This window comes from Prevotellamassilia timonensis (assembly GCF_900106785.1).
Lineage (GTDB): Bacteria > Bacteroidota > Bacteroidia > Bacteroidales > Bacteroidaceae > Alloprevotella > Alloprevotella timonensis.
Map to the genome: position 1 here is coordinate 229,577 of NZ_LT629845.1, position 21,682 is coordinate 251,258.

At 48.7% G+C, this 21,682-nt stretch carries 20 protein-coding genes and 1 tRNA gene; 15 read left to right on the forward strand and 6 right to left on the reverse strand.

Annotated elements, in window-relative coordinates; all coding sequences use genetic code 11:
* Window positions 1–42 precede the first annotated feature (42 nt).
* The 4 genes from BQ5453_RS09610 to BQ5453_RS09625 all read right to left on the reverse strand — a co-directional run bounded on the left by BQ5453_RS09610 (window position 43) and on the right by BQ5453_RS09625 (window position 5,118).
* A complete protein-coding gene (locus tag BQ5453_RS09610; RefSeq protein WP_071123059.1) occupies window positions 43–1,170 on the reverse strand; it encodes a DegT/DnrJ/EryC1/StrS family aminotransferase in 1,128 nt (375 codons plus the stop codon).
* Window positions 1,167–1,607 carry a sugar 3,4-ketoisomerase gene (locus BQ5453_RS09615; protein ID WP_022101963.1) on the reverse strand — a complete coding sequence of 147 codons (441 nt, stop codon included), beginning with the start codon at window positions 1,605–1,607 and terminating at the stop codon, window positions 1,167–1,169. Before BQ5453_RS09615 ends, BQ5453_RS09610 begins: the two co-directional genes overlap by 4 nt.
* Window positions 1,594–2,010 (reverse strand): sugar 3,4-ketoisomerase, encoded by a 417-nt coding sequence (locus tag BQ5453_RS09620; RefSeq protein WP_022101964.1) that lies wholly within the window; start codon window positions 2,008–2,010, stop codon window positions 1,594–1,596. Before BQ5453_RS09620 ends, BQ5453_RS09615 begins: the two co-directional genes overlap by 14 nt.
* 408 nt (window positions 2,011–2,418) lie before the next feature.
* Window positions 2,419–5,118 carry a 4-alpha-glucanotransferase gene (locus tag BQ5453_RS09625; protein ID WP_071123060.1) on the reverse strand — a complete coding sequence of 900 codons (2,700 nt, stop codon included), beginning with the start codon at window positions 5,116–5,118 and terminating at the stop codon, window positions 2,419–2,421.
* Between the two features lie 551 nt (window positions 5,119–5,669).
* On the opposite strand from BQ5453_RS09625, the gene BQ5453_RS09630 reads away from it, so the two are divergent.
* The 4 genes from BQ5453_RS09630 to BQ5453_RS09645 all read left to right on the forward strand — a co-directional run bounded on the left by BQ5453_RS09630 (window position 5,670) and on the right by BQ5453_RS09645 (window position 10,244).
* Window positions 5,670–7,649: an NAD(+) synthase gene (locus BQ5453_RS09630; protein WP_071123061.1), complete on the forward strand. Its 1,980-nt coding sequence runs from the start codon at window positions 5,670–5,672 to the stop codon at window positions 7,647–7,649.
* A 276-nt stretch (window positions 7,650–7,925) separates the two neighbouring features.
* On the forward strand, window positions 7,926–8,456 hold the full coding sequence (locus BQ5453_RS09635) for a BatD family protein (protein ID WP_071123062.1): 531 nt from the start codon (window positions 7,926–7,928) through the stop codon (window positions 8,454–8,456).
* A 316-nt stretch (window positions 8,457–8,772) separates the two neighbouring features.
* Window positions 8,773–9,897 carry an AAA family ATPase gene (locus BQ5453_RS09640; protein WP_071123063.1) on the forward strand — a complete coding sequence of 375 codons (1,125 nt, stop codon included), beginning with the start codon at window positions 8,773–8,775 and terminating at the stop codon, window positions 9,895–9,897.
* Between the two features lie 80 nt (window positions 9,898–9,977).
* A complete protein-coding gene (locus BQ5453_RS09645) occupies window positions 9,978–10,244 on the forward strand; it encodes a hypothetical protein (protein ID WP_071123064.1) in 267 nt (88 codons plus the stop codon).
* 246 nt (window positions 10,245–10,490) lie between these two features.
* Here BQ5453_RS09645 and BQ5453_RS09650 read toward each other — a convergent pair whose 3' ends face one another.
* The gene (locus BQ5453_RS09650; RefSeq protein WP_071123065.1) at window positions 10,491–10,964 is read right to left on the reverse strand and encodes a PaaI family thioesterase; all 474 of its coding nucleotides are present in this window, start codon (window positions 10,962–10,964) and stop codon (window positions 10,491–10,493) included.
* A gap of 854 nt (window positions 10,965–11,818) precedes the next feature.
* Between BQ5453_RS09650 and BQ5453_RS09655 the strand changes: the two genes are divergently transcribed.
* The 8 genes from BQ5453_RS09655 to BQ5453_RS09690 all read left to right on the forward strand — a co-directional run bounded on the left by BQ5453_RS09655 (window position 11,819) and on the right by BQ5453_RS09690 (window position 18,651).
* Window positions 11,819–12,601 carry a polysaccharide biosynthesis/export family protein gene (locus BQ5453_RS09655; RefSeq protein ID WP_071123066.1) on the forward strand — a complete coding sequence of 261 codons (783 nt, stop codon included), beginning with the start codon at window positions 11,819–11,821 and terminating at the stop codon, window positions 12,599–12,601.
* Between the two features lie 591 nt (window positions 12,602–13,192).
* Entirely contained in the window at window positions 13,193–14,086 is an 894-nt protein-coding gene (gene rfbA / locus BQ5453_RS09660; protein WP_071123605.1) for a glucose-1-phosphate thymidylyltransferase RfbA, read from the forward strand.
* A 113-nt stretch (window positions 14,087–14,199) separates the two neighbouring features.
* Window positions 14,200–14,625 carry a BT0820 family HAD-type phosphatase gene (locus BQ5453_RS09665; protein ID WP_022102576.1) on the forward strand — a complete coding sequence of 142 codons (426 nt, stop codon included), beginning with the start codon at window positions 14,200–14,202 and terminating at the stop codon, window positions 14,623–14,625.
* A gap of 78 nt (window positions 14,626–14,703) precedes the next feature.
* A complete protein-coding gene (locus BQ5453_RS09670) occupies window positions 14,704–16,230 on the forward strand; it encodes an NAD(P)H-hydrate dehydratase (RefSeq protein WP_071123067.1) in 1,527 nt (508 codons plus the stop codon).
* A 40-nt stretch (window positions 16,231–16,270) separates the two neighbouring features.
* Window positions 16,271–17,353 (forward strand): DUF4831 family protein, encoded by a 1,083-nt coding sequence (locus tag BQ5453_RS09675; protein ID WP_071123606.1) that lies wholly within the window; start codon window positions 16,271–16,273, stop codon window positions 17,351–17,353.
* Window positions 17,354–17,367: 14 nt separating this feature from the next.
* Window positions 17,368–17,658 carry a DciA family protein gene (locus BQ5453_RS09680; protein WP_022102579.1) on the forward strand — a complete coding sequence of 97 codons (291 nt, stop codon included), beginning with the start codon at window positions 17,368–17,370 and terminating at the stop codon, window positions 17,656–17,658.
* 404 nt (window positions 17,659–18,062) lie between these two features.
* A complete protein-coding gene (locus BQ5453_RS09685) occupies window positions 18,063–18,317 on the forward strand; it encodes a type II toxin-antitoxin system Phd/YefM family antitoxin (RefSeq protein ID WP_022102580.1) in 255 nt (84 codons plus the stop codon).
* Window positions 18,307–18,651, forward strand: coding sequence for a hypothetical protein (locus tag BQ5453_RS09690; RefSeq protein WP_071123068.1), 345 nt, complete (start codon window positions 18,307–18,309; stop codon window positions 18,649–18,651). Before BQ5453_RS09685 ends, BQ5453_RS09690 begins: the two co-directional genes overlap by 11 nt.
* 91 nt (window positions 18,652–18,742) lie before the next feature.
* Here BQ5453_RS09690 and recF read toward each other — a convergent pair whose 3' ends face one another.
* On the reverse strand, window positions 18,743–19,846 hold the full coding sequence (gene recF, locus BQ5453_RS09695; protein WP_071123069.1) for a DNA replication/repair protein RecF: 1,104 nt from the start codon (window positions 19,844–19,846) through the stop codon (window positions 18,743–18,745).
* Between the two features lie 356 nt (window positions 19,847–20,202).
* Here recF and BQ5453_RS09700 point away from each other — a divergent pair, with 356 nt between their 5' ends.
* From BQ5453_RS09700 to BQ5453_RS09710, 3 genes are all read left to right on the forward strand, one after another.
* Window positions 20,203–20,910, forward strand: a complete 708-nt coding sequence (locus BQ5453_RS09700) for a tetratricopeptide repeat protein (protein ID WP_071123070.1) — start codon at window positions 20,203–20,205, stop codon at window positions 20,908–20,910.
* 145 nt (window positions 20,911–21,055) lie between these two features.
* Window positions 21,056–21,550 (forward strand): 6,7-dimethyl-8-ribityllumazine synthase, encoded by a 495-nt coding sequence (gene ribH / locus BQ5453_RS09705; RefSeq protein ID WP_022102584.1) that lies wholly within the window; start codon window positions 21,056–21,058, stop codon window positions 21,548–21,550.
* 31 nt (window positions 21,551–21,581) lie between these two features.
* Window positions 21,582–21,664 (forward strand) — tRNA-Tyr (locus BQ5453_RS09710).
* The last annotated feature ends 18 nt before the right edge of the window (window positions 21,665–21,682 follow it).

A 21,682-nucleotide genomic window follows, 5' to 3' on the forward strand; every position in this document is an offset into this window, starting at 1 on the left:
TTTATGCACAAAATTACCAAAAAGATAACAACTAATGCGCCATTAAATGGCATTTTGTGACGTACCTTGCCATTTATTGAGCACATCAACCACTTGTTGCGCCTCATCGGCAGAGACCACCGGACTCATAGGGATAGAAAGTTCCTCGGCATGAATGCGCTCCGTTACAGGCAATGAGAGCTCGTGACCCCATGCCTCATAATAGCATTGCTGCTTGTGCGGGGGGATAGGGTAGTGAATGAGCGTTTGCACACCCTGTTGTGCAAGAAACGTTTGCAGATGGTCGCGCTCCTTGCAGAATATGGGAAATTGGTGGTACACATTGTGGGCATCGGGCAGACGCTCGGGCAGCGTGATGAGCGGATTGCTGATGTGCCCGTAGTAAAAGTCGGCCAACTGCTGGCGGCGGGCATTGTCGTGGTCAAGATATTTGAGTTTGATGCGCAACACGGCAGCGTCCATCTCGCTCATGCGGCTGTTGATGCCCGCATATTTGAACACATATTTGCGTTCGCTGCCATAGTTGGCCAGGGCGCGAATGGTGGCGGCAAGTTCCGCATTGTCGGTTGTGACGGCCCCAGCATCGCCCATGGCCCCGATGTTTTTGCCAGGGTAAAAGCTGTGCGCTGCGGCATCGCCCAACGAACCGGTGCGTTTGCCATTGAACGTACACCCCTGCGCTTGTGCATTGTCCTCCATCAGTTTGAGGTGGTGGCGGTGGCAAATGTCGAGCAACTGCTCGTTGCACGCCAGTCGTCCGTACAGGTGCACCGTCATGATGCCCCGTGTGCGCGGTGTGATGGCCTGTTCCACGCGGTCGGTGTCAAGTTCCAGATGGTGCCAAGTAGGTTCCACCAATACAGGTTTGAGATTGTTGCGTGTAATAGCCAATATGGTGGCAATGTAGGTGTTAGCCGGCACGATGATTTCGTCGCCATCAGCCATCACCCCCATTTCCTTATAGGCGCGTAGTATGAGGTAAAGCGCATCAAGTCCGTTGGCCACCGCCACACAATGTTGTGTGCCGATGTAGCGGGCATAGTCGTGTTCAAATTGTTTCGTCTCGTCGCCCTGCAAAAACCACCCCGAGTCAATCACGCGGGCCATGGCGGCCTTGTACTCATCGGCGTGTTCGTGGGTGATGCGCTGCAAGTCGTATAGTTTAATCATAATGTTTCAATATTGTTGAGCGAGAGTCTGAATGCTACAAAATCGTTGTAGTTGCGAATGTAATCCTCGCTTTTGTAAATGTCCGAAGCCAGCACCATGCACACCGCCCCCGACGAAAAGTCGGTGATGCTTCGCCACAATCCCGGGCGCACCAGCAGCCCTTGGTAGGGGCGGTTGAGGAAAAACGACCGCTTGCATTGGCCGTCGTCGAGTGTGACAGTGAACGAACCAGATGCTGCCACTATAAATTGGCTCAGTGTGCGGTGGGCATGTGCACCACGTTCCTCGCCGCCCGGCACATCGTAAAGGTAGTAAACCCTTTTCACGTCGAAAGGCAGCGTGTCGCCATTCTGCACCACGGTAAGGTTGCCTTTGCGGTCAGAATGGTGTCGGTTAAGTTCTACAATAGAGCAGTCGAATACACTATATTTCTCCATGTTGCTTCATTCGTTTGTAAGTGCCGTAATCCTCCACATAGTCGGCACGGTTGTAAGGCGTTGAGGCTATTTCGAGTGCCAGCGAGTTGGTGGAGAAGTTTGTGAGCGTGCGCCAAAGTCCCTTTGGTATGTAAAGCCCGTAGTACGAGCGGTTAAGCGTAAAGGTGCGCTTGTTTGTGCCATCGTCCACAATCACGTCGAGACTGCCCGAAATGGCTATGATAAGTTCCTCGGTAGTGTGGTAGGCATGTCCGCTGCGGTTTTCGCCCCCCGGCACATCGTATATCCAGTATACGCGTTCAAACTTGAAAGGCACCTGGTTATGTTGCTCTACAAACGACAAATTGCCGCGAGGGTCGTTGAAACGTGGCAACTCAATAAGCCGTGCATCGTCAATGGTCATATATGGTAGTTGTTGTCTGAAGTTTCGGTTTTAATAAGTGCGGGCTGAATCAATGACAGCTGCAAAAAACGTAAGCACTAATTACACTTCTGCCTGTGTGCCTTTGCCTAAAATCCTGACGCGAGACGAGGCTGCCGAAAAATTCTCCGACGCGAGACGCGTCGCCCCCATTAGAGCTAGCATTTAGTGGTAGCTCTTAGTGGTAGCGTTTGGTGTTAGTGTTTGATGCTTGAAGAAACGCAAGCACTAATGGGGGCGACGCGTCCCGCGTCGTTTTTTTCAGCAGCCTCGAGACGCGTTGCTCCCATTAGAGGTAGCGTTTGATGCTTGAACAATTCACGCAAGTTTGATTGCATTCGCCTTGCACGATGTTTTAGCCCGCGCGGGCTAAATCCGTAACTTGCGTTTTTAATTATCCAAACGTCCCGAGGCCGCAATCAGTGCGCGCACCTTGTCGTTAAAGCCCGTGGCCTGTATCAACTCCTCAAGTGTGAGGTGCATGCGGTATTGCCAGTATTGGTCGGGGTTGGCCGGCACATTTATTTGTTCCGTCTCGGGGTGCTTGCTGCGCAGCGTGGGTGATATGGCAAGCCAATCCTGCCACCCTAACAAGCAAAGCATTGAGGGCGATTGCAGGTGCAATTTTACCACCTCCTCGCACACCTCAGGTGTGGCTTCGGCGGGCGCCTCGCCATTGTGGCGCAGCGCTTCGTGCCAAAAGGCCTGTGACTGTTCGCCATTTTGCTGCCACCACAAGCGCAATGGCGGCATGTCGTGGGTGGCAATGGTGGCCACCGACAGATAAGGATTGTCGAGCGGATTGCCAAAACGCACACCATAAGCCTTGGGCATACGCTGGATTTCGAGCGACAGAATTTCGAGCCGTTCAAGCACACCCTTAACCGATGCCGGCACCATGCCAAGGTCCTCGGCACATGGCAACATGCCATTGCCGTTAAGCGGATAAAGTTGCAGCACCGGGTGCTGCGCGTCGGCACTCTGTGTGACTGCCGGCACCTTCTTCATGGCCTCGTCAGCCCAAAACTGGTTGTTGCGCTCGTAAAAGAAGTGGTCGTGCAGATGGTTGAAAGCCTGACGGTCGGCCTCGCTCAAGGCATCGAAAAGCCAAGTGCGCTGTGCTCCAACGCGTGGGTGAAACAGATGGGCGTGTGTGGCATCGCGTATGAACAACACCTCGCACACCACCTGCAACAAAGTCTGGCGCGTTTTGCCCTCGGGCAGCAAGCGGCAGATGGCACGCTGGGAGCGGTAAGCCTCCTTCAGCACATACCATTCGCCGTTCTTTGTAAAATAGTCGGCAGCCAGTTTGGCATTCTCTGTGTCGGTCATCAACTTTTGCATGGTTCCGGCCGTCACACGTGGCACACACAAGGCTTGCACGTCGCCCCCAAAACCAAAGTCGTGAATTTCGGCCTCGGTATAGGGCAGGGCGGGGCGGAACTGCCCCAACAGTCCGTAAATATGTTGCGACGGCACCTCCCAAATGCGGAAAAAGCCCAGCACGTGGTCAATGCGGTAAGCGTCAAAGTACTGCTCCATGTGCTTCAGTCTGCTGCGCCACCACTGGTAGCCGTCTTGCGCCATGGCCTCCCAATTATAGGTAGGGAACCCCCAGTTTTGCCCATGCACGGCAAAGTCGTCGGGCGGTGCCCCCGCCTGTCCGTCAAAGTGGAACAAATGGCCGTCGGCCCATGCCGGCACACTGTCGCGGCTGATGCCAATGGGAATATCCCCCTTCAGTATCACCCCCAGTTCGCGTGCCGTGTTGTGGGCCCGTTGCATTTGCCGGTGCAGCAAATATTGCAGCCAGGCGTAGAACAGGCGGCTGTCGGCCACATCGGGGTGTTTGGCAGTGTAGGCCTCCAGTTCGCCGGCTTTGGGCGCATCGTCGGGCCATGAGCGAAAATCGGCCGTGTGGTAAGTGTCGCGCAGCGTGCAAAAAGTAGTGTAGGCAGGCAACCAATGTGCGTTGTCATCGCAAAACTTCTTGAAAGGCGCAGAGGCCACCACCTTTGCACCACCCTCTTTATATAAAGCGTGCGCAAAGTCCATTTTCAGCTTAAAAGCCCTCTCGTAGTCCACCTCAGGCAGAGTGTTCAACTCCGTGCCAAGCGCACTATACACCTTGTAAGCCTTGCTCCCCCTCCACTCTCGCAGGTCGAGGTAGGCAGGGTGCAGGGCAAACACCGAAATGCCATTGTAGGGGTAAGAGTCGTGCCACGACCCCGTGCGTGTGGTATCGTTGATGGGCAGCAGCTGAATAGCCTTCATGCCCACATCGGCCCCCCAGCGTATCATGGTGTCAAGGTCGCCAAAGTCGCCAATGCCCATGCTGCCCTTGCTGCGCAGCGAGAACACCGGAATGACACACCCCGCTCCCCGCCATTGAGGCAAACTCATGCGCGGCCTTTCGTCCTGACGCACAATCGAGGCATTGAGGTTGCATGGGGTGGGGCTGATGATGCGGTTGCCGCCCTCCTCCCACTGTGCGTGTGCAGGGTCTTTAGCGTCCACCAATACATATTTATACTCCAAGCCTTGTTCAAAATCCTCACGCGTCAGCGGCAGTGCCCACTCGTAGGTGTCAGTGCGCTGCATGATGCGTGCCTGCTGTGGCTGCCATTCCCCCATATTGGGCGTGTTGCCCACAACGGCCCACTTCATGCCATTGGCTGGTGGCAGCGTGTGCAGCAGCAATAAATAAGGCGAGGTGAACAACTCAAGGTGCATCTTTTCGCCGCCGCGTGGCAACATCAAGCATTGCTCAAATGCCGCGCGGTGATAGTTCTGCCCCAAGCACGTGTCGGCCCAGGCGTCGCAAAAGCATACCTCAGAGCGGTGGTTGAATGCAAACAACCGCCAGGTGTTAGTCTCGACGCGCAGCAGTGTGCCGTCGTCAGCCACTATTTGGTAGGCATATCTGATGTGCTGGCTTTGATCAGCCACTTGCAGCGTGGCGGTCCAGTGCGTTTGGTCGTTGCTCTGCAATGCTATATATAATATGTCGCCACCATCAATCGAACAGACCAGCTCGGGGCGCTCATTGTGGCGGGTGTGGTAGTCAATATGAAAAGTGAGAGTCTTCATGCTTCAAATTTAAGCGTTTAGTAATGGGGCGGTTCTAAAAAATACTGATTATTCAGGTGGTAGAAAAGGGCCTTTTTGCTTGTGCCGCATTTGGCGGTAAACTTAACAAGAAAAAATGACATACACCCACCTTTTGCTGCAAAACATGTAAATTGGAGGGACAGGCAAAAAAATGAGTGCAAACGTTTGGCAGTAATATCAGATGATTGTATATTTGCATCAAATTCAATAAGACATAAAAACAGAGCGCTCATCAGACAGCGCGCTGTATAAAGGCAGGAAATCAGCCTCTTGCAGAAAAATATACGGCTGTACCGGTTAGATTGGGATACTCATCAATAATTACTTGAAAACCGAGTCAACCAGTTATTCAATGGCGTGCCGATATGCGCTTGTCGTAGGGTCGGATTACAGAGATTGGCTGGAGCTCAAATCTTATTTCGCTCGGAGTTTCATCACATCACTGGTACAGCCTTTTTTTGTGCCCTGTCGTTTCGTATGTGCGTGACGATAGGGCAAAATGTGGCGTTTTCTTGCATCAAATATTGATTATGCAAAACGGTTTTATCAAAGTAGCGGCGGCCATTCCTTCGGTGAAGGTGGCCGATTGTTCTTTTAATATCCAACAGATTGAAAGCCTTATGGCGTCGGCCGAGGGACAGGGTGTAGAGATATTGTGCCTGCCCGAGTTGGCCATCACTGCTTACACCTGCCAGGATTTGTTTCAGCAGCAGTTGCTGCTTGACGAGGCAGAAGCTTCACTGCTCAAACTGATGGAGTTCAGCCGTAACCTTAATGTTACGGCTTTGGTGGGCGTGCCAATAGCCTATAACAGCATGCTGTTTAATTGTGCTGCCGTCATACAGCGGGGCAAAGTGTATGGCCTTGTGCCCAAAACGTATATACCCAATTACAAAGAATTTTATGAAAAGCGTTGGTTCACCTCAGCCCAAGTGCTGGCCAATGGTGTGGAATTGCGCTTTTGCGGTCAGACGGTGCCCATGAGCAAGAACCTCGTGTTCTCCACCACACACTGCACTTTCGGTATTGAGATATGTGAAGACCTTTGGGCACCTGTGCCGCCCAGCAACCACTTGGCACTGGCCGGTGCCGACATCATATTCAATCTTAGCGCAAGCAACGAACTCATAGGCAAGGCGCAGTATCTGCGCAACCTTGTGCTCGGCCAGAGCGCCCGCCTGCTGGCTGGCTATGTGTATGCTGGCAGTGGTTATGGCGAAAGCACACAGGACCTCGTGTTCAGCGGTCGTGCCTTTATAGCCGAAAATGGCGCTTTGCTGGCACAGGCCGAACGTTTTGCCATGCGCGAACAGCTCATTTGCAGCGAAATTGACGTGGAGCGTCTGCGCGCCGAGCGTCGCACCAATACGACTTTTGCCAATGCCTTCGACAACGAACTGGTGCAGAACTACCGCAATATAGAACTCGAACCCTATGCAAGCAATGTGCCGTTTACACTGACACGCCCCATCGACGCCCACCCGTTTGTGCCCGAGGGCTACGAGCTTGACGAGCGTTGTGAGGAGATTATCTGCATACAAAGCGAGGCACTGGCACGTCGTATAGAGCACACCCGTGCCAAGACGGTGGTGATAGGCATTAGTGGCGGCCTCGACTCCACACTGGCCCTGCTGGTGGCAGTGCATGCCTTCGACCGTTTGGAGCGCGACCGCCGTGGCATAGTGGGTATCACCATGCCAGGGTTTGGCACAACCGACCGCACCTATACCAATGCCACAAACTTGATGAAGGAGCTCGGTGTGACCATACGCGAGATAAGCATAGCACCCGCGGTGACACAGCACTTCATGGATTTGGGACACGACATCAATGTGCACGACCTGACATACGAAAACTCGCAAGCCCGCGAACGTACGCAGATATTGATGGACGCTGCCGGACAGATGGGCGGCTTTGTGGTCGGTACGGGCGACTTGAGCGAACTGGCACTTGGGTGGGCCACCTATAATGGCGACCACATGAGCATGTATGGTGTGAATGCCTCCATACCCAAAACGCTCGTAAAGCACCTCGTGAGCTGGGCTGCACGCAACATGGCCGATGAGGCCAGCCGCACCACACTGCTCGACATAGTAGACACCCCCATCAGTCCCGAACTCATTCCGGCTGACGAGAACGGCAATATCAAGCAGGTGACAGAGGACCTTGTCGGCCCTTACGAGCTGCACGACTTCTTCTTGTATTATGTGCTGCGTTTCGGTTTCCGTCCGCAAAAGATATATTATCTTGCCTGTCGTGCATTTGACGGTACAGGCAATGGCACGGCGTACACCAATGAGGTTATTCTCAAATGGTTGCGCACCTTCTTCCGCCGTTTCTTCACCCAGCAGTTCAAGCGTTCGTGCTTGCCCGATGGGCCTAAGGTTGGCAGCTGCTCGCTCAGTCCGCGTGGCGACTGGCGCATGCCTTCCGATGCCAGCTCGGACGCATGGCTTGCCGACCTCGAGACGGAAGATGAAAGTACACCGTCCGTTGTAGAAAATGCGTAAAATAACTGAAGTTTCAGATTTGGCAAGTGCGGGCTGAAGGCCCAATGTTCTTCATAGCCCAGGGCAAGCAAAGCGTCACCCTGGGTTGGTATGAATGCAAAAGTTACGCCCTGTAAGGGCAGAAGTAACAGAACTTTTTACTTTTGCCCTTACAGGGCGCGACTGCTTCAACACGCGATACCCAGGGTGTCGCTTCGCTTGCCCTGGGCTATGAAGAATATTGGGCTTTCAGCCCGTCCTTGTTAAATCCGAAACCTCAATAAATGATATAGAAATATGAAAAGGTTGCTTATTCCATTGCTGCTCATGTTGATGGTGTTGCCTCTTCGGGCAGCAACGAAAGATGTGTTGTTTGCACGCATATTGCCCGACCGTACCACCCTTTATGCCGGCGACAGCATGTTGGTGTCGGTGGTGCTGTATGCCACGGCGCCTATTGCCAAGGCCGAATGTACGAGCCAGTTTGTGGTGAAGGGTAAATGTGATGTACGCAAGCTCGACATAGACCGCAACGCCACGGCCGGACGTACGCGCGAGGGACGCCAGATGTATTACACCCTTGTGTGGAACCAATATGTGGTGGCACCGCAAAAGACGGGTACATATACAATACCCGTACAAAAGTTTAAGGCTACTTTGCAGCGTGTGGTGCGTATGCCCGACCTCTTTGACCAGATGATGGGGGCACAGCCCGAATATCAAAATGTCAAGGTGCAGGGAGCGTCCAAAACCTTTACGTTTGAGGTAAAGGAAAAGCCCCTGCGTTCTACACAGGACATGATGCGCACCTCAGGTGGTGTGTTGTGATGCGGTGTTCGCTTGCTCGCTGATCAACAGTTTGGTATTTGAAGAAACGCCCCCATTAGTGTTAGCGTTTAGTGCTTGAAGAAACGCTACCACTAATGGGGGCGACGCGTCTCGCGTCGGGATAGAAAAAGGGGAAGGAAATACGAACTCGCGTTAAAAGGAAGAAGCGACGCAGACAAGCAGATGTGAAAAATATGGAGAGGGAGTCTATTTTATGAGATTTTTCAATCGACTTCACAAAGTTGTGGACCACAACCTTGTGAACTACTTCTTTTTACATTACCTTTGTAATCTAATTAAGTAAGGAGTAAAGATTATGGAGAAAGCTTTTGTATATGGTATGTCGGTCGGTGGTAATAACTTTACAGACCGAATTGAAGAAACCAAGCGTATCAAGCTTGACTTTGAAAATGGCGTTAATGTTATTCTTATATCTCCAAGACGCATGGGTAAGACTTCTCTTATAAAAAAGGTGATTTCCGAGATTGATAACCCTATGCTAAAAATCGTCTATATGGACATATATGACTGCAGAAGTGAATATGATTTCTATAACCGATTTGCTGAAACAATCATGAAGTCCACCGGCAACCATTTGGAGCAAGTAATGGAGAACATCAAGCGTTTTTTGGTTAGAATCTCGCCCAAAATTTCATTTAGCCCAGAACCTAACTCTGAGTTTTCTGTATCCTTGGGTATAACACCCAAGGATTATTCTCCAGAGGAAATTTTGAATCTTCCAGAACGTATTGCCAAGGAACAGGGCGTTCGCCTTGTAGTATGTATTGACGAGTTTCAGCAGATAGGAGAGTTTACAGACTCGCTGACTATACAAAAACGTCTACGCGGTGTTTGGCAGCATCATCAAAATGTGTCATATTGCTTCTTTGGCAGTAAGAAGCATCTGATGGAAAATATTTTCCAAAGTCGTCGTATGCCTTTCTATCAGTTTGGGGAGATGTTGCATCTCAAGTGTATTCCTACGGAATATTGGGTCCCATTCATCTGTTCTCGATACGAGAAATATGGCAAGAAGATAGCAGAAGAGTATGCTGGCAGAATATGCCAAGTGGTAAAGAATTACTCATCTTATGTGCAGCAACTTGCATGGAACGTTATGGCCGAAACAGGAAAAGAAGTAAACGAGGAGAGTTTTGAAGAAGGCTTGAAGGCTCTGTTGGAGCAAAACAGCAGTCTCTTCATACAACAGACAGAGGGGCTTACGACCTATCAGCTCAACTTCATTCGTCTTTTGTGCAAAGACATACATTCAGGATTTACAACTCAAGCGGTTTCTGAAATATACCCTCTTGGCAGTAAGTCAAATATAGACCGTATAAAGAAAAGTTTGGTTGACAAAGAGATTATCACCGTTGAAAAAGATGGTATATTCCTTGCTGATAGTGTATTTGAACTTTGGTTTAAAAGAGAAATGATGTAGTCTATAGCCGACACTGAGGTTTGCCATTCACTAGTTAAATAAATATCATTAATCAGTTTATTAGCCAATAGACAGGAAATATGAACGAGTATAAAACAATAGACTCTCTTTTTAAGAAATTCGCTAATCCAATAAAAGAGGATTACGAAGCATTGGCGGTTAGCCTGATGAAAAACTTTTCCATCGCCAAATGTGAAAAAGATAGTGAAGGAGTCAGAAACGTGAAGTACCGAATAGCTGATTTGGAAATATATCTATATTCAACAGACGATACTGAAGACGTAGCAACTTTGAGTAGAAATTGCATTGAAGGGCAATGGTTCTTTGTGTTAGCGCTTAGTGCTTGAAGAAACGCTACCACTAATGGGGGCGACGCGTCTCGCGTCGGAAAAAAGAACAAAATAAAGGCTCATAGATAGTATTAATCACACTACTATCTGTGAGCCTTTGCCTTAAAATTCCCGACGAGGGACGCGTCGCCCCCATTAGAGGTAGCGTTTTGTGTTAGCGCTAAGTGTTAGCGCTAAGTGTTAGCGTTTTGTGTTAGCGCTTAGTGTTAGCGTTTTGTGTTGGCGCTTGAGCCCGTTCGTATTTTACTCTTCTCCTTCCACTGCGCAACCATCAAAGCCCATTTCCTTGGCCCGTTCCGGTCCGAAAGTGAAGTAAGTGGCATCAGCCTCGTCGCAAATTTCGCCCTTGGCATTTTCAAGAGTAAGATGTATGGTGACAATATTGCGGCGTTGTGCGCTGATGTGCCCCTTGATGGTAATAAGCGGTTCGGTGGTCATGACCGGTTGGCGATACTTAACGTCGAGCCGTGTGGTCATGCCCGCTGTTTGCAACTTGCGGTTGACCACCCAGCCGGCCACCTCGTCCATCAGCATGGCAATCACACCACCATGCAATGTGTCGACCCAACCCTGGTAGTTCTCGCTCGGGCTCCATTTTGTCAGAACCTCGTCGCCTTCCTCCCAAAATTGTAAATGCAGACCGATGGGATTGTCCGGACTGCAGCAAATGCACTTGTAACCTTTTTTACCCAAATAGGGATTGATAATCTTTTTCATAAGGCGTGAATGTTGAACGTTGTTTCTGTATGCAAATGTACAAAAAAGTAGCATACAAATGTATGACATCTCATTTACGATGCACGCGTAATGCTGCCCCATTTTGCTCTCTATATCGTTTTAATGCAAAATGTCTGCACTCTGCACTTTTTATATACACTGCGCTGAAATTCAATCGTTTCAGGCGTGTAGACAACTCCAAAATTTATCTGCACGCTGTCTGCACTTAACTACACTCGTGTCTGCACTATCTGCACTTATTTACACTTGTCTGCACTATTTACTTTGCTTGCACTTATCAGCATAGATGCAAGTGTACACGTGTAGTGCCGACTACGCATTGCGGTATAGGGGGCGCGTACTTCCGGTTGCTCCGACAGAAAAAACGTTCTCCCTATGCCGTAGCGAGCGGTTGGCACGACCGTTTTTGTGCAAGCATTTGGTCTGCCGTATTCGCTTGTTAGTGTAGACAAGTGCATACAGGTGTGTAGGCGTTTTTTACCTTTGTCTACACTGTGTAATAAGTTGATATTCATGTAGTTTTGTGGCAAAAGTGCAGAGTGCAGACACTTTGTGCATTTACATCTTATGGTAGTGTGTCTGCACTTGTTGTGAAACCTTGTGAGGTCCCATCGGTTGGTTACGCAATCGTAGATTGTGCAATTAGAAAAATCAAATGTTAGTTTGCAAACTGTGCAAGTGTTGTACTCTGACAATTTGCTCCTTGTGCAAATAAAACAATGACATTCGTTTGCAATTTGCACAATAGGCGCAAAAATCATTTTGTAATTGTTGCTTAATTACAAGTTATTATATTAACTTTGCACCCATATATAACAACTCAGAACAGAATAATGAAGAAAAACATCTTCCTCCTTTTGGTAGCAATCCTAACCATTGCGTCATGCAAGACCAAAGAGAAAATCATCTACTTTCAAGACATTACTCCCGACAGTGTTGCCACAACAGTCATTCCCACCCAGCAGAGTGTGCTGAAACTCGTGCCGGGCGATAAGATAGGTATAACCGTGACCAGTGCTGCCACTCCCGAGTTGGCAGTACGTTACAACTTGTCGACAGGTTCGTCATATTCGAGCACTTCAAATGCCGACAACATGCGTTACACGATAGACGAGAATGGCAATGTTGATGTGCCGGGCATAGGTCGTGTGCAAGTGGGAGGCCTCACTCGCGCTGAGGCTGCATCGCGCATTCAGGCCAAGTTCCGTGATGGCGTGTTGAACGACGCTGTTGTAACGGTGGCCGCCTACAATCAGTATATTACGGTGTTGGGTGAAGTGGCCCGTCCGGGATTGCAGGAAATCACGCGTGACAAGATGACCATACTCGAGGCTATAGGTCGTGCGGGCGACTTGACCATTACTGGCCGTCGCGATTGCATCAGGGTGCTCCGTCAGGAGGGCAACGTAACAAAGACTTATTTTGTAGACCTTCGCTCAAAGGACTTGTTTAATTCGCCGGTGTTCAACTTGCAGCAGAATGATGTGGTGTATGTTGAGCCTAACAAAGTGCGTATGGGTCAGTCTACCAACAACGATAACTCGGTGCGCAATATTTCAACCTGGTTGTCTGTAACGTCTGTACTCACGAGTATAGCCATCCTTATTTTTAGATAATGCATAAGCATTCTTGCAACGTGTTTTGCAAGATGTATAATTGTTATAATGATTATTGCGGGCAAAACTGAAGACCTTGTACAGGGTCTTGATTTTGCCCGCATTTTGTGTGTTCATGCTCCAAACGCAACCTCTAATGGGGGCGACGCGTCTCGCGTCGGGATAGAGAAAGTAGGAAAATATGAACTCTACTAAATAATAGCAGCATCTTTTTCGCGAGACGAGGCTGCTGAAAAAACCGACGCGGGACGCGTCGCCCCCATTAGAGTTAGCGTTTGGTGCTTGAACCCCGAGATAGGCTGTACCTCGGCAATAAAAATGAAAGTCTTGGGCCTTTCATTTTGTATTGCGCTCGGTTTGCACTATCTTTGAATAAGATAGGCTGCGGCTCGGAAGTGCAAATCAAAAAACGCGTTTTTCGCTTTGCACTTCGCTCACCTTGCACTATCTTTGCAAAAGATAGGCGTCGGTTCGGCAAAACACTCAAACGAGTTTGGTGCTCTGCTCACACCTTGCACTATCTTGGCTTTAGATTTGCAATGATGCGCTGCCATGGCGTATTTCATTTGTTACAACCTTATCCCTCACTACATGAAAGGAATAGTATTAGCTGGTGGTAGCGGCACACGCCTCTATCCCATTACAAAAGGCATAAGCAAGCAACTTATTCCCATATTCGACAAACCGATGGTGTATTACCCCATATCGGTGTTGATGCTTGCAGGCATACGCGACATACTGATTATTTCAACGCCACAGGATATGCCGAGCTTCCAACGCTTGCTGGGAGATGGCAGTGAATTTGGCGTACACTTTGAATATGCCGTGCAGCCCTCGCCCGATGGTTTGGCACAGGCCTTTATTATTGGCGAGGAATTTATTGGCAACGATAGCGTGTGCCTTGTGCTTGGCGACAATATATTTCATGGCAGTAATTTTTCGAGCATGCTGCGTGAAGCTGTGTCAAAGGCTGAAAACGAGGGACTCGCTTCGGTGTTTGGCTATCGCGTGAACGACCCGGAACGCTATGGCGTGGTAGAGTTTAACAACGATGGACAGGCAGTGAGCATTGAGGAAAAACCTGCACAGCCTAAGTCGAACTATGCCGTGGTGGGCTTGTACTTCTATCCCAACGAGGTGGTGAAGGTGGCCAAGCAAATTAAACCGTCGGCACGTGGCGAACTGGAAATTACGACCGTTAATCAGCATTTTCTTGAGAACAAAAAACTCATGGTGCAAACTTTGGGCATCGGTTTTGCCTGGCTCGACACCGGGACGCACGACAGTTTGAGCGAGGCTTCTACGTTTATTGAAGTGATAGAAAAGCGTACCGGCTTGAAAGTGGCTTGTCTCGAAGGCATCGGGTTGGCCCATGGGTGGGTGACGGCTGAGCAGGTGCGGCAACAGGCTTTGCCAATGGCTAAAAACCAATATGGTCAATATCTGTTGAAGCTGGCCGATGAGTATGCCAGCCAAGGGGCTTAGCCGCTGATGGGCTGGACTTGGCAGGGGCACGTGTATCCTGGCCTGTTTAGTTTTCAAGGCAATCCTTACACTTTAATTAGAACCACCTTATAACCTTACTCCAAAAATCTCACATGATAATAGCAGTAGACTTTGATGGCACGATAGTGGAGCACAAATATCCGGCCATCGGAAAGGAAATACCATTTGCCACCGCCAGCTTGCGCCAGTTGATGCAGGACGGCCACAAACTCATATTGTGGAGTGTGCGCGAGGGACAATTACTTGACGACGCCGTAAAATGGTGCGAAGAACGTGGCGTGCGTTTCTATGCTGTAAATTCAGATATTGACGAGGACGCCTCAGACCACCAGGGTACGGCACACTTTAGTCGTAAAATTAAGGCCGATGTGTTCATCGACGACCGTAATTGTGGCGGACTGCCCGATTGGGGCACAATCTATCAGATGGTGACAAAGCACATGACCTATGCGCAGTATGTTGAAAGGTTGACAAATGACAACCAAGAGCCAAAGAAAAAGGCTTGGTGGAAATTCTGACATGTCGTACCGCATGGGCTGTTGTCGGCTATTCTGACATAGCAAGGAAAATACAAATAACGAAAATCACATATAAGCATGAAGCTACCAAACGCTCACCAAATGAGGGAGTTGGACAATTATACGATCCAAGAACGTGACATGAAGTCTGTTGACCTGATGGAGGAGGCTGCAAAGGCTGTGGCAGACTTTATACAGAATGAATACACCGACCACGAAAAGCCTATTGTCGTATTTTCTGGTCCGGGCAACAATGGTGGCGATGGTTTGGCTATGGCCCGTATGCTGAGCAAACGTGGCTATAAGCGCATACAGGCTTTTTTGTTTAATACCAACAATTCGCTGAGCGAGGACTGCAAGGTGAATGCCGAAAGGTTGAGCCAAGAATGTCCTGAAGTGGATTTCATTGAAATACAACAGCAGTTTGAAGCACCCGAACTGAGCACCGACACCTTGATAGTTGACGCCTTGTTTGGCACAGGGCTGAACAAGCCCCTTGGGGGCGGATATGCCGCTTTGGTAAAGTTTATCAATGCGGCACAAGTCGATGTGGTGAGCATTGATATGCCTTCGGGACTGATGTGTGAGGATAATACTTACAATTCGCCTTCGGCCATTGTGCGGGCTACCCATACATTGACCATCGGGCTGCCCAAGCTTGCGCTCATATTGGCCGACAACCAGATTTATGCAGGACAAACGCATGTGCTGTCGATAGGGTTGTGCCTTGACAAGCTTGACGAGATGTGCATTCCGTATCAAATAACGGAACGTGCCGATGTGGCCGCTTTGGTAAAGGCACGTCCTGCCTTTGGTCATAAGGGTACATTTGGCAATGCGCTGCTCGTGGCTGGCAAGTATGGCATGGCTGGGGCTGCTGTGTTGGCTGCAAGGGCCTGTCTGAAGTCGGGCGTAGGCAAGGTGACGGTGCACACCCCGTTGAAAAATAATGACATCTTGCAAATAGCTGTGCCTGAGGCTGTGCTCGACCATGATGAGGACGAACGCATTTTTACCAATCCCGTCAGGACCGACTTTTTCCAGGCTTTGGCCATTGGCCCTGGCATTGGGACAGACAAACGCACGGCGCTGGCCTTCATAGAACAAACGAGCCATACGGACATACCCTTGGTGATAGACGCTGATGGCATCAACATATTGGGCAGCCACAAAGGGTGGATACCGCAAATTCCGGCAAATGCCATCTTTACGCCGCACCCCAAGGAGATGCAGCACCTTGGTATATGCAATACGGATTCATACAGCACTTTGCTCGAGGCTGTGAACATGGCCAAGCAGCACAAATTCTTTATTTGTCTGAAGGGGCATTATACGGCCGTATGTATTCCTGATGGGCAGGTGTGCTTTAACCCAACAGGCAATTCGGGCATGGCTACGGCCGGTAGCGGCGATGTGTTGACGGGCATTATTTTGGCCCTGCTGGCACAGCAATATACGCCAGAGGAGGCCTGTAAACTGGGCGTTTACTGGCACGGGCTGGCTGGCGACATGGCGGCTGCCGACATGGGAGAACATGGCGTGACGGCCTCGGACATCATAAATTACTTGCCAAAGGCTTTGCTCAGTATAAAGGCTGGGGCATGAACGGCAGGTGTGTGAAACTTGAAATTTTTGTACGATGAAGATGAAACGCTTTACAATAATAACCGCTGCTGCGGCTCTGCTTTCATTGGGCGCAAAGGCTCAAACCGAAGTGACTGCTTATACGCCGGGGTTGACCGAAGACGGCATTACATATTTTTTGCCCGCAACAAGTTTGCGCGTTGTGCTGACTGCTACCAAAACGCATCATACGCCAGGCGAGTTCTGTGAGTATGCAGAGCGCTACTTGCGCTTGAAAGATGTGCCGCAGACAGCGTATGACACGTGGACTATTGACGATGTGAAAATTGTGCCTTATGGCGTAGCCGACAAGTCGAAGGCTTATAGCATCAAGTTCAAACAGAAAACTTCGGCCCCGTATGTGTCGCTGACTAACGACGGGCGCTTGCTGTCGGTTAATGCCAAAAGCAGTGTGAACGATGAGCAACTGCCTGTGGCGTCGGTAACGAAAGTGCAGCAAAAGACGGTGAATGGTGCTGATTTCAAGACAGAAGAGATACTCTCGGCTGGCAGTACTGCTAAAATGGCAGAATTGGCTGCAAACGAAATATATGACATTCGCGAAAACCGTGGTTTGTTGACAAAGGGACAGGCCGACTTTATGCCTAAGGACGGTGAGCAGCTCAAGTTGATGCTCGCTAATCTGGACACGCAGGAAGATGGGTTGATGCAGCTGTTCCGTGGCTCGGCAAGCAGTGAAACACACGTTGTGGTGTTTGATGTGACACCAACGCAGGATATTGATCGCCAAGTGGTGTTCAACTTTTCAAAATATTTGGGCGTGGTTGACGCTGACGACCCTGCTGGCACACCTGTATATATAAGCGTAAAAGACCAAAAAAGCTTGCCAGAGGTAGTTGCGGCTGAGGCAAATGGCAAGGCAAAGAAAAAGGTGGCCGACCTGAGGTATGCCACACCGGGCAGAGCTTTGGTAAAGGTATTCTCGGCCGATAAGGAATTTGTTTCGCAATCGGTGCCAATGGCGCAATTCGGACGCGTAGAACATTTGGGCGGCGAACTGTTTAACAAAAAGACAACGACCCATGTGCAGCTTTCTCCTGTGACAGGCGGCATCGTAAAGATTGAGGCTGAAAGGCCTGAGTAATATGCCGACGGACAATGGAAAGGCGTAAAGAAGAATCTATTGAAAAAGTGCTTTTGCGCTTCTTGCGTCAGTCGCAACTCGAAACACCGCTTAATGAGCACCGCTTGATAGCGGCATGGGGCGAGGTGGCCGGAGTTGCGGCAGAACGGTTGACGGAGAGCTTGAGGGTGTACAACCAAACGTTGTATGTTAAACTGCGTTCGGCTATGTTGCGCAACGAGTTGTCGATGAAGCGCAGCGACCTTGTCAAGAAACTCAATGCCAAAGTCGGCGTTAATGTGATTGTTGACATCGCATTTTCGTGAGGAATGTATGACGGACTTGAAGATAAGCCAAGTAATACCAATAGTTGCTGTCCGGTAACCCCAAATTGCAGATATATGCGTTTTGGGGCTACCGGACAGTAATAGTTTGAATTAAGTAATGGTGAAAAAATAACTTGACCAATTTTGCGGAGTAAGGAGATGTTCCTTATGCCCTGTCTTTTTGCCGCTTTTGCAATTTGTCATCGGTCACATAGCCCGCTATGCTCCCTCTTCCAAATTTCAAAAGCAACAAAAATACAGGTCAAAATTGCTCAACTTATTCTTTCACCATTACTAAATGGAGGTGTTTGTGAGAATGATTCATATAATGTTTGGTACCAATTCGGTTGCCAAATAGAAAGGAAGTTCTTAACTTTGCGCCATAACCAATAAACCATATTGTTATGACGATAGTTAGTGCAAGAGATTTTAGAGCCAACCAAGGGAAATATTTCTCGATGGTAAATTCGGGCGAACATGTAATATTGAAATCACGTGAGGGGAACTTTCGCTTAGTTCCTGTGTCTTCTTCTGATTTTATTTCGGACGAAACACAGAAAATAACAGCTGATTTAAGGGGTGCTCTTCGTGAACTTAAAGAGGTTATTGCCGGAAAGAAAAAGCTTAATACACTTGATAGCCTGATTGATGAATTATAGTATAACCACTTCAAGCTACTTTGATGTGGCTGCAAAAAGGTTAGCCAAAAAGTATCCGAGTTTCAAGGAAAACTTGAAGACCTTTCGTAAAGAACTATTGGATAATCCGCTGCAAGGAGATGAATTGTCTCCAGGCATTCGTAAAATACGAATGGCTATCAAATCAAAAGGTAAGGGAAAATCGGGAGGGGCAAGGATTATCACCTATAATTTTATTGTCCATGAGGTTGATGGTGTAATTGTCCTGCTTCTTATCTACGATAAGGCTGAAGCCTCTTCTGTAAAAAACGATGTTCTCAAACAAATTATCATGGAAGAGGGTTATCCTATTTAATATGAATGCTGTCCGGTACAACTAATAGCAAAGGCATAAATATGTGCTTTGTGGTTGTACCGGACAGCTGTATAATCTTATTCTCTTTTTACTACACCTGGCTTACTTCGCCATTTGTTACATTGAACAGTTTATAGTCGTGCTGTGTGGCGGCAAGTATGCGGTCGAGGTGTTCGCGGCGGGTGTCTGTAATGAATATCTGTCCAAAGTTTTGGTTACTGACATAAGAAATGATGCGTTCCACGCGGTTGGCATCGAGTTTGTCGAAAATGTCGTCAAGCAATAATAATGGAACACGGTGCTCGCCTTTGTTCTTTAGGAAGATGAATTGTGCCAGTTTCATGGCAATGAAGAACGTCTTTTGTTGACCTTGTGATGCCTCACGCTTGACTCCGAAACCGTTGAGTGTAAGTTCGAGTTCGTCCTTGTGCATGCCGTGCAGTGAATAGCCCACGATGCGTTCCTTGGCACGCCAGTCGTGCAACTGAGGACGTAGTTCGCCACGGTCGCCATGGCTGATGTATGTTATGCCGGCCTGTTCGTTAGTGTTGCCCGAAAGTTGCGTGTACAAGTCGGTGAAGATGGGCAGAAAATCTGTGATGAATTGTTTGCGCTGCTCATAGATAACTTGTCCGCTCATAGACATCATATCCTCCAGCACGTCCAAAACCGAGCTGTCGGGCTCAGCCTCTTGTTTGAGCAAGGCGTTGCGTTGTTTCAGCGCCTTGTCATAACGAATGAGGGCGTCGAGGTAGGGGGCACTGTACTGCATGATGACCATGTCCATAAAGCGCCGCCGCTCTTCGCTGCCGCCTAAAATCAATGCCGAATCGGCAGGGGCAATGATGACGAGCGGTATGTGGCCCACGTGCTCGGAGATGCGTTTGACGTCCTTGCCGTCAACCTTGAGCCTTTTGCGTGCCCCCCGCTTGAGTGAACAGCACACACGTTTGTGGCTATCGATATCGTCGGTGTAGTCGCCCTCTAATATGAAATAGTCTGTGTCGTGGTTGACATTGAGAGCGTCCTGTGCACTGGCAAAGCCTCGGCAAAACGACAGGTAGTATATGGCATCGAGCACGTTCGACTTGCCCATGCCGTTTGCGCCCACCAAACAGTTGATGTTGGGTGAAAACTCAAGGCTGGCTACGCCGATGTTGCGGTAGTTGGTTATGGTGAGATGGTTTAATATCATGTGTATGCTAAATAATAGCGTTAAGACAACGCGCAGGCGGAATTAGTAAAGAGCTTGTTAACCTGCTAACCCTTTAACCCTTAACCCCATTAACAAGGAATTTCGCCGACGGCTTAAGACAATGCAAAGTTACACCTTGATGAGTCAAAAACAAAGTAAACGGCAGCTTAAAGCGCGCTGTGTGCTGTCAAAATAATCCTTTTTATCAATGTACGTGCTTGCGTGAGGTAAAAAAAGTAGTGGTTTATTTCAGTACATGGGTGGAAAGTTGTAAATTTGCGCTGCATTTGTCAACCCGTTGATGCTTAAAGGGTTATGAGTGCCAAAGCAATCTGTAAATAAAGAAAAAACATATTATGAGCAATCAGAAGAACAACCAAACACTCGATGTGAACGAATCTTTGGCCAAGACCGAAGCATTTTTCATCAAGTACAAAAAGCAAGTAATCACGGCCGTTGTAGTGGTCTTAGTCATTGCAGGTGGTATTCCTGCCTACATCTTTGGCTATTCAAAGCCTCGTGAGGAAAAAGCACAGGAGTGCCTTGGTATCGTAATGCAAAAATATCTGATGAGTCAGGACTACGAGCACGCTTTGAAAGGCGAAGGCAAGACGCTCGGTTTGACTAAAATCGCTGACAAGTACAGCTCAACCAATGCAGGCAACATTGCCAAGTATGAGGCTGGTATCTGCAACCTTCAGTTGGGCAAGACCAAGGAGGCTATCAAATATTTGGAAGCCTTTGACGTAAAGGGTGACAAGACCGTATCGGCACAAGCTCTTTATGCCCTCGCTAATGCTTATGCAACTGATAAGCAACTTGACAAGGCTGTTGAGACCTTTAAGAAGGCAGCTGATGCTACAGATGTACCTGCGCTCAGCTCACAGGCCTTGTTTGATGCGGCACTTGTTCTTGAAAGCCAGAACAAGAAGGACGATGCTTTGAAATTGTATCAAGACATAAAGAGCAAGTATCCTTCAGCACCGATTTGCAGCCGTCAACAACAAAATGGTGTGGTGCTTGATGCTGTAATTGATAAGTACATTGAAAGACTTTCAAAGTAACCTTGTATTCGGTAACTGATACAATTTGTAATTTACAATAATGCGGTGGCTGCGCCTTGCAAGTGAGTAGGTCTTAATAAACTGATAAGAACTTTGCAAGCCGCAGCCACTCTTTTTTTGCACACATATAACACATATATATAAAATGTCATCTTCTAATTATTCATATACAGCAGACCAAACCATACCAGTGCCCGATGCCAGCGAAATGCGTTTTGGCATAATCACCACAGAGTGGAATAATCACATAACCGACAAATTGCTTGATGGGGCGGTTAGTGAACTCAAAAAGAATGGTGTGGCCGAAGGCAATATAAAGGTAGAACGTGTGCCGGGCAGTTTTGAACTGATATATGCTGCATCACAACTGGCAAAGTTCGGTCATGTGAATGGTATCATAATCCTTGGTTGCGTAATACGTGGCGATACACCGCACTTTGATTATATTTGCCAAGGTGTGACGCAAGGCGTGGCAGAATTGAACACCAAAGGCGATATTCCGGTGATTTTCGGATTGCTCACAGTTAACAATCATGAGCAAGCTGAGGAGCGTTCGGGGGGCAGATTAGGCAATAAAGGCGAAGAATTTGCACTAACTGCAATAAAAATGGTCGATTATGCTTGGAAGTTACAAAAATAGTTCGTATCTTTGCATCGCAATTAAGAAATAAGGGCAAATACCAGAGTGGCCAAATGGGGCAGACTGTAAATCTGCTGGCTTACGCCTTCGGTGGTTCGAATCCATCTTTGCCCACGCAACGGCGCAGCTTTC